Genomic DNA, 6,937 nt, shown 5'->3' on the forward strand with positions numbered 1-6,937 from the left:
CCGGTGGAGTTCGCCAGCACCTCGGCGATCAGGTCCTCATCAACCTCGGAGATGTCGTCCATGCCGCCGGTCTTCCACTGGCGTTCCTTCTCGGCGCGCTCGGCAATGAGCTTCTGCTCCTTGTCGCGCAGCGACGCGGCACCTTCGAAGTCCTGCGCGTCAATCGCGGATTCCTTCTCCAGCTTCATGGCGGCGATCTTCTCGTCCATGACCTTGAGCTCCGGCGGAGCGGTCATGCGGCGGATGCGCAGCCGCGCACCGGCCTCGTCGATCAGGTCGATGGCCTTGTCCGGCAGGAAGCGGTCCGAGATGTAGCGCTCGGACAGGGCCGCCGCCGAGGCGAGGGCGCCGTCGGTGATGGTGACGCGGTGGTGTGCCTCGTACCGGTCGCGGAGGCCTTTGAGGATCTCGATCGCGTGCGCTACAGAGGGTTCCTTGACCTGGATCGGCTGGAAGCGGCGCTCCAGCGCGGCGTCCTTCTCGATGTGCTTGCGGTATTCGTCCAGCGTGGTGGCACCGATCGTCTGCAGCTCACCGCGGGCCAGCATGGGCTTCAGGATCGAGGCCGCGTCGATGGCGCCTTCGGCGGCACCGGCACCCACCAGGGTGTGGATCTCATCGATGAACAAGATGATGTCGCCGCGGGTGCGGATCTCCTTGAGAACCTTCTTCAGGCGCTCTTCGAAGTCACCGCGGTAGCGGGAACCGGCCACGAGGGACCCGAGGTCAAGCGTGTACAGCTGCTTGTCCTTGATGGTCTCCGGGACATCGCCACGGACGATCGACTGGGCCAGGCCCTCGACGACGGCGGTCTTGCCGACACCGGGCTCGCCGATCAGCACCGGGTTGTTCTTGGTGCGGCGGGAAAGGACCTGCATGACGCGTTCCATTTCCTGCTCGCGGCCGATCACGGGGTCCAGCTTGTTCTCCCGCGCGGCCTGGGTCAGGTTGCGGCCGAACTGGTCCAGCACGACGGAACCGGCGGGGGTCCCCTCGGCCTGGCCGGGGCCGACGCCGGCGCCGCTAGCTTCCTTGCCCTGGTAGCCGGACAGCAGCTGGATGACCTGCTGGCGGACCCGGTTCAGGTCGGCGCCGAGCTTGACGAGCACCTGGGCCGCCACGCCTTCACCCTCACGGATGAGGCCGAGGAGGATGTGCTCGGTGCCGATGTAGTTATGGCCCAGCTGCAGGGCCTCGCGCAGCGAGAGCTCCAGGACCTTCTTGGCGCGCGGGGTGAAGGGGATGTGGCCGGACGGGGCCTGCTGGCCCTGGCCGATGATCTCCTGGACCTGCTCGCGCACGCCGTCGAGCGAAATGCTCAAGGATTCCAGGGCTTTGGCCGCAACACCTTCACCCTCGTGGATCAGACCCAAGAGGATGTGTTCGGTACCAATGTAATTGTGGTTCAGCATGCGTGCCTCTTCTTGGGCAAGCACAACTACGCGACGGGCACGGTCCGTAAATCGCTCAAACATTTCGCCACACTCCTAGCTACGACGTACTTTGATGCTACGTGGCCGGGTTCCAGATTTGGGGCTTGTTCGCCACGGGGGAAACCGGCGGGTTGCGTTCCCTGTCCGGATGCTGTCCGCACACTGCCGGGATCCTGTTCCCGGCGGGGTTGAAACCGGACCGGAGCCGGCCCGGAACCGACTCGGGACGGGGCGGCAAACCCTCCGGGACGGGGCAGTAACCCCTCCGGGACCGGCCGGAGCGGGAGCCGGGTCAAGTGCCACCCCGGCGGCACGCGCCGGGGTATTGCTGACCGGCCGGCGCCGGCCGGTGCACCGCCGCGGCACACGGCAATGCCCCCGCCGGATAACAGGGGCATTGTTATTTGCTGCGAAGACTCGATACGGCCTTTGATGCCGCGCCTCTAGACGGGCTAGGGCTAGGAATTAGCCTTTTGGTAGGCTTCCTGAATTTCAGCCTGGATACGTCCGCGACTGTTTACCGCATAGCCGTTGTCCCGTGCCCACTGACGGATCTGGGCGGAGTCCTGATTCCGTCCGCTGGAAATCTTGGTGCGCGTGGCTCGTCCGCTTGATGTCTTACGTGCGTGAGTCACAAACCGGTCCACGGCGGAGCGCAGTTCCGATGCATTGCTCGACGACAGGTCTATTTCGTAGCTCACGCCGTCGAGGCCAAACCGGACGGTTTCGTCCGCGGATCCCCCATCCAGATCATCAACAAGGATGATTTTCACTTTCTGTGCCATTTAAGACTCTCTTTCCAAAAGGACGAGGGTTTAGAAAAGAAGGATGTATCTGTAAAAAGTATCCTCCGCGGCACAGCAGGGAGTCAAAGCGTAAAACTGTGGAAGGGAAATCGGGGGCGGCAATAGGGCCTTATTACTTGTTAGCGGGAATTAGCCCCCAACGGGCCCGGAATCCTGCCCGTTGGCTTGGGCTTCCGCTTCCGCGTGGGCGCGGGCTTCTGCCTGCCGTTCCGATTTGTCGGCATTGAATATGGCTTTCATGGCGAACCAGAAAAGCAGGCCCACGACGATAGGGGGCAGCAATACGGCGATGTACTCCATGCTCAGTGTCCTTCGGGTTTCAGCAGGGGGAAGAGGATGGTTTCGCGGATACCGGCGCCCGTGAAGAGCATGACGAGCCGGTCGATGCCCAGCCCGATTCCGCCCATCGGCGGCGCGCCGTATTCCAGCGCGCGGAGGAAGTCCTCATCCAGCTGCATGGCTTCGACATCGCCGGCGGCCGAACGGCGGGACTGCTCGGTGAGGCGTTCGCGCTGGATCACCGGATCGATCAGTTCGGAAAAGGCGGTGCCGCGCTCCATGCCGCCGATGATCAGGTCCCAGGCCTCGATCAAACGGCCGTCCTCACGGTGCGGCCGGGCCAGCGGCTGCGCGGAGGGCGGGTAGTTGTAGACGAAGGTGGGGTTCAGCAGGGTCGGTTCCACGAGTTCGCCGAAGAGTTCGACGACGAGCTTCTCGGCTTCCCAGCCGGCGTCGACCTTGACCTCGTGCTTGGCCGCCAGTTCCAGCAGTTCGGCCACCGGGGTGTCTGGGGTGATTTCCTGGCCCACGAATTCGGAGAGTCCGGGGTAAACCGCCAGCCAGGCCCAGTCGCCGTCGAGGTTGATTTCCCCCGCCTCGGTCTGCAGGACGCGGCCCACGCCGGCGGCGTCGGCGGCGTCGAGGATGATTTCCTTGATCCGGTCTGCCATGACGAACTGGTCAGCCCACGCCTCGTAGGACTCCAAAGTCGTGAATTCGGGGCTGTGGGTTGAGTCCACGCCCTCGTTGCGGAAGACCCGGCCCATGTCATAGACGCGGTCGATCCCGCCCACCACTGTCCGCTTGAGGTAAAGCTCGGTGGCGATGCGCAGCGTCATCTTCTGGTCGAAGGCGTTCATGTGCGTTTCGAAGGGGCGGGCCGTGGCGCCGCCGTGCACCAGCTGCAGCATGGGGGTTTCCACCTCGACGTAGCCCTGGCGGTGCAGGGTTTCGCGGATGGAACGGGTGACCGCGGCGCGGGTGTAAACCATTTCCCGGGCCTCGTCGCGGACAATGAGGTCGACGTAGCGCTGGCGGACGCGGGTTTCCTCGTTCAGCTCGGCGTGCAGCACGGGCAGCGGGCGCAGCGCCTTCGAAGCCATGGTCCAGGAGTCCGCCATGACGGACAGCTCACCGCGGCGTGAGGAGATGACCTCGCCGGTGATGAAGACGTGATCGCCCAGGTCCACGAGGGACTTCCACTCCGCGAGCGCCTCCTCGCCGATGTTGGCAAGGCTCAGCATGACCTGCAGGCGCACGGCCTTGCCGTCCAGGCCGCCCTCCTGGAGGGTGGCAAAGCACAGCTTGCCCGTGTTGCGGATGAAGACAATGCGGCCCGTCACGCCAACAACATCGCCGGTGGTCTCGTCGGCCTGCAGGTGGGCGTATTTCTCGCGGATCTCCGTGAGCGAATGGGTACGCCCGACACCCACCGGATAAGCCTCGACGCCGCGTTCGATCAGCCTGGCGCGCTTCTCCATGCGGATGCGCGTCTGTTCGCTGGCATCGTGCGGCTCGGCGGCGTTGTTCGGGGCGGGGGTGTTTTGGGAAGTCACAATCCCCAAGTTTACCGGGGATTCCAACGGGCCCGGTCCTGCCCGGCCAAGGCCACCGAAGGAATAGACTCGGGGCTGTGGAGACGCGGACCATCAGCACCGACGACGGCGAGGGGCACCTCGAGCTGAACTCCTTCCGTTCGGCCCCCGGGCCGGCAACGGGCTCGCCGCCCAAGCCAGGCATCGTCGTCGTGCACGGCACCATGATCAACGCCGGGCTGTACCGCCCGTTCGCGCGGAACATCAGCGGCCTGTTGGGCCGGCCCGTGCATTGCTACAACCGCCGCGGTCGCGCCGGGTCCTCCCCGCAACCGGCCGACTACTCTGCGGCCATGGAGGTCGCCGACCTGGCCGCGGTGATGCGGGAAACGGGATCGAGCGACGTGGTGGCGCACAGCTACGGCGGCTTCGTGGCCCTGCAGGCGGCGCGGACGTTGCCGATCCGCAGGATGGTGACCTATGACGCGGCCGTGTCCCTCTCCGGGAACCTCACCCACCGCTGGCGGCCCGAGCTGGAGCGTTCGGTCGCTGCCGGGCAACTCGATGATGCCTGGGCCCATCTGGTCCAGGGCATTGAAGTCGGCGGGCCGGTAGCCAAGCTGCCGCTGGGCGTGCTTCGGCTGCTCAGCATCATTTCCGCTCGGACCACCATGGGCGCAGAGATGCGCAAGCTGCTCCCCACCGCCGTCGCGGAGATGCGGGCCGTGCTGGACGCCGACGCCGAACTGTCCGACTTTGCGGCGGTGACCGCCCCGGTGCTGATGCTGAGCGGCAGCTGGAGCCCGGAGTACTTCACCGAAACGGGCCGGCAACTCGCAGCCGCCGTCCCTTCCATCGAGTTTGCCGTGTTGCCGGGCCAGCTCCACGAAAGCCCGCTCCGGCCCGGAATCCGGCTGCCCCGGGCGGTCGCGCGATTCCTGCTTGCCGGCGAAGGGACCCTGCGGCCCATCCCGGTGCGCAGGCGCCGGCTCAAACTGGGCCGCTGAGGGGTGCGCGCCCTTACAATCGGTGGGCGACCCTTTCGAAAGGACCCCCTTGGCCAAGCTCTATTTCCGCTACGGCGCCATGAACTCCGGCAAGTCCACGGGGCTGCTGCAGGCGGCGTTTAACTATGAGGAGCGCGGGCAGCGCGTCCTGCTGGCCAAGCCGGACGTGGATACCAAGGGCGACTCCGACGTCGTGTCCCGGCTCGGCATGACCCGTTCGGTGGACTTCCTGGTTCCCGCCGGAGTATCGGTGCGGAAGATTTTCACCGCCCACGCCCACGGCGACGATCCGGATGCCCTGCTGCAGCACGTGGACTTTCCCCCGGTGGCCTGCCTGCTGGTGGATGAGGCCCAGTTCCTGGAACCTGACCAGGTTGATGACTTGTTCCGGATCGCGGTCCTGGACAACGTCCCCGTGCTGGCCTACGGAATCCGCACCGATTTCCGGACCCGCGCCTTCCCCGGTTCGCTGCGGCTGCTGGAGATTGCCCACACGCTCGAGGAACTCAAGACCATCTGCCGCTGCGGACGGAAGGCAATCTTCAACACCCGCCGGCTCGGCGATCAGGTGGTGTTCGACGGGGATCAGGTGGCGATCGACGGCCAGGACGTCTGGTACGAGTCGCTTTGCGGCTCCTGCTACCTCGAGGTCTCCGGGGCCCGGCTGGGCAACTAGCACCGGCGCTGCGCCGCGCGTGCTACATGTCGGCGCACTAGACGGGCGTACTGCACTGCGGCACGCGCTCGGCTAGGCTCGGAGCATGACCCGCGAGAACATCAGAACCCCCGACGGCGGAACGATCGAGCTTTTCAGCACGGGCGCCGAGCTCGCCTCGGCCGGTTCAGGGATCGTCGTCGTACCGGCCTCGATGGTGACGGCGGCCGACTACACGCGTTTCGCGCAGAAGCTCAGTGCCTCGCTGGGCCGGCCGGTGCACACCTTTAACCGGCGCGGCCGCGGCTCGTCCTCCCCGCAACCGGAGGACTACACCCTGGACGTGGATATCCGCGACCTCGACGCCGTCATGAGGCAGACGTCCAGCACGGATGTCTTCGGCCACAGCTTCGGCGGCGCAGTCGCCCTGCACGCTGCCCGGACCCTGCCGGTGGAACGCCTGGCGGTGTACGACCCCGCCGTGTCCGTCAACCACAGCGTCACGGCGGAGTGGACCCCCGAATATGAGCGGGCGACGGCGGTCGGCGACGACGACCGCGCCCTCGCCGTCCTGCTCAGGGGTCTGGAGACCGGCAGCGCCCTGTCCCGGATGCCGTTGTCCATGCTGACGCTGGCGAACAAGCTTTCGGCGGGCACCCCGATCGGCAAGCAGCTGCGCGACCTCATGCAGACTGGTGTCCGCGAGATCAAGGCGATCATCGCCGCCGACATGCCGGCCGAACCGTTCCTGGAGCTGCCGCTGGAGACCCTGATCATCGTGGGCGAAAAGAGCCCGGCCTACTTCGGTGTGGCCTGCGCCCAGATCCACGAGGTGCTGTCCGGGTCCAGCTACACGATCCTGCCGGGCATGGGCCACGACGGCGTCAACAAGGCCCCGGACAAGCTCATCGCCGAACTCAGCGCATTTTACGCAGGCTGACCCGCGCCCCACAGCGACCCCCACACAGCAACGCGGGGTCACTTAGCGCCCATCCGGGAGGTGGCGGTTTCTAGTGGTCGTTGCAACACGTTTGGCGGCTTAGGTCGTTAGTAGTAGATCACGCAGGCGCTCGGCTGGGGTATCCCAGTCGAGCGTTTTGCGTGGGCGGCCGTTGAGTTTCTGGGCGACGAGCTCGAGATCCTCTGGCCCGTAGGCGGACAGGTCGGTGCCTTTGGGGAAGTACTGGCGCAGCAGTCCGTTCGTGTTTTCGTTCGAGCCGCG

Annotated in this window: 8 protein-coding genes; 3 read left to right on the top strand and 5 right to left on the bottom strand. The window is 65.9% G+C overall.

Features of this window, described 5'->3' with window-relative positions; translation table 11 throughout:
• The 4 genes from BM372_RS20250 to lysS all read right to left on the bottom strand — a co-directional run.
• Positions 1-1,475, bottom strand: a 1,475-nt coding sequence (locus BM372_RS20250) for a Clp protease N-terminal domain-containing protein (protein ID WP_143111528.1), incomplete at its 3' end; no start/stop codon positions are given.
• A gap of 416 nt (positions 1,476-1,891) precedes the next feature.
• Complete coding sequence (locus BM372_RS20255) at positions 1,892-2,218, bottom strand: histone-like nucleoid-structuring protein Lsr2 (protein WP_028276918.1); 327 nt, start codon at positions 2,216-2,218, stop codon at positions 1,892-1,894.
• Positions 2,219-2,368: 150 nt separating this feature from the next.
• On the bottom strand, positions 2,369-2,539 hold the full coding sequence (locus BM372_RS20810; RefSeq protein WP_177236091.1) for a hypothetical protein: 171 nt from the start codon (positions 2,537-2,539) through the stop codon (positions 2,369-2,371).
• A gap of 2 nt (positions 2,540-2,541) precedes the next feature.
• Positions 2,542-4,074, bottom strand: a complete 1,533-nt coding sequence (lysS, locus tag BM372_RS20260) for a lysine--tRNA ligase (RefSeq protein ID WP_090957239.1) — start codon at positions 4,072-4,074, stop codon at positions 2,542-2,544.
• A 77-nt stretch (positions 4,075-4,151) separates the two neighbouring features.
• On the opposite strand from lysS, the gene BM372_RS20265 reads away from it, so the two are divergent.
• The 3 genes from BM372_RS20265 (at position 4,152) to BM372_RS20275 (ending at position 6,655) form a co-directional block, all read left to right on the top strand.
• On the top strand, positions 4,152-5,060 hold the full coding sequence (locus BM372_RS20265) for an alpha/beta fold hydrolase (protein ID WP_090957240.1): 909 nt from the start codon (positions 4,152-4,154) through the stop codon (positions 5,058-5,060).
• Between the two features lie 49 nt (positions 5,061-5,109).
• Positions 5,110-5,736 carry a thymidine kinase gene (locus BM372_RS20270; protein WP_090957241.1) on the top strand — a complete coding sequence of 209 codons (627 nt, stop codon included), beginning with the start codon at positions 5,110-5,112 and terminating at the stop codon, positions 5,734-5,736.
• 85 nt (positions 5,737-5,821) lie between these two features.
• Positions 5,822-6,655, top strand: a complete 834-nt coding sequence (locus tag BM372_RS20275; protein ID WP_090957242.1) for an alpha/beta fold hydrolase — start codon at positions 5,822-5,824, stop codon at positions 6,653-6,655.
• Between the two features lie 99 nt (positions 6,656-6,754).
• Here BM372_RS20275 and BM372_RS20280 read toward each other — a convergent pair.
• The coding region (locus BM372_RS20280) for an IS30 family transposase (RefSeq protein ID WP_143111494.1) at positions 6,755-6,937 on the bottom strand (183 nt) is incomplete at its 5' end.

It is taken from the genome of Arthrobacter sp. ov118, assembly GCF_900116495.1.
Taxonomy (GTDB): Bacteria; Actinomycetota; Actinomycetes; order Actinomycetales; family Micrococcaceae; genus Arthrobacter.

Bases quoted from the DNA above. Each gene is read 5' to 3' on its own strand.
- BM372_RS20275 (WP_090957242.1), top strand. From the start codon at position 5,822: ATGACCCGCGAGAACATCAGAACCCCCGACGGCGGAACGATCGAGCTT.
- BM372_RS20810 (WP_177236091.1), bottom strand. From the start codon at position 2,539: ATGGAGTACATCGCCGTATTGCTGCCCCCTATCGTCGTGGGCCTGCTT.
- BM372_RS20255 (WP_028276918.1), bottom strand. From the start codon at position 2,218: ATGGCACAGAAAGTGAAAATCATCCTTGTTGATGATCTGGATGGGGGA.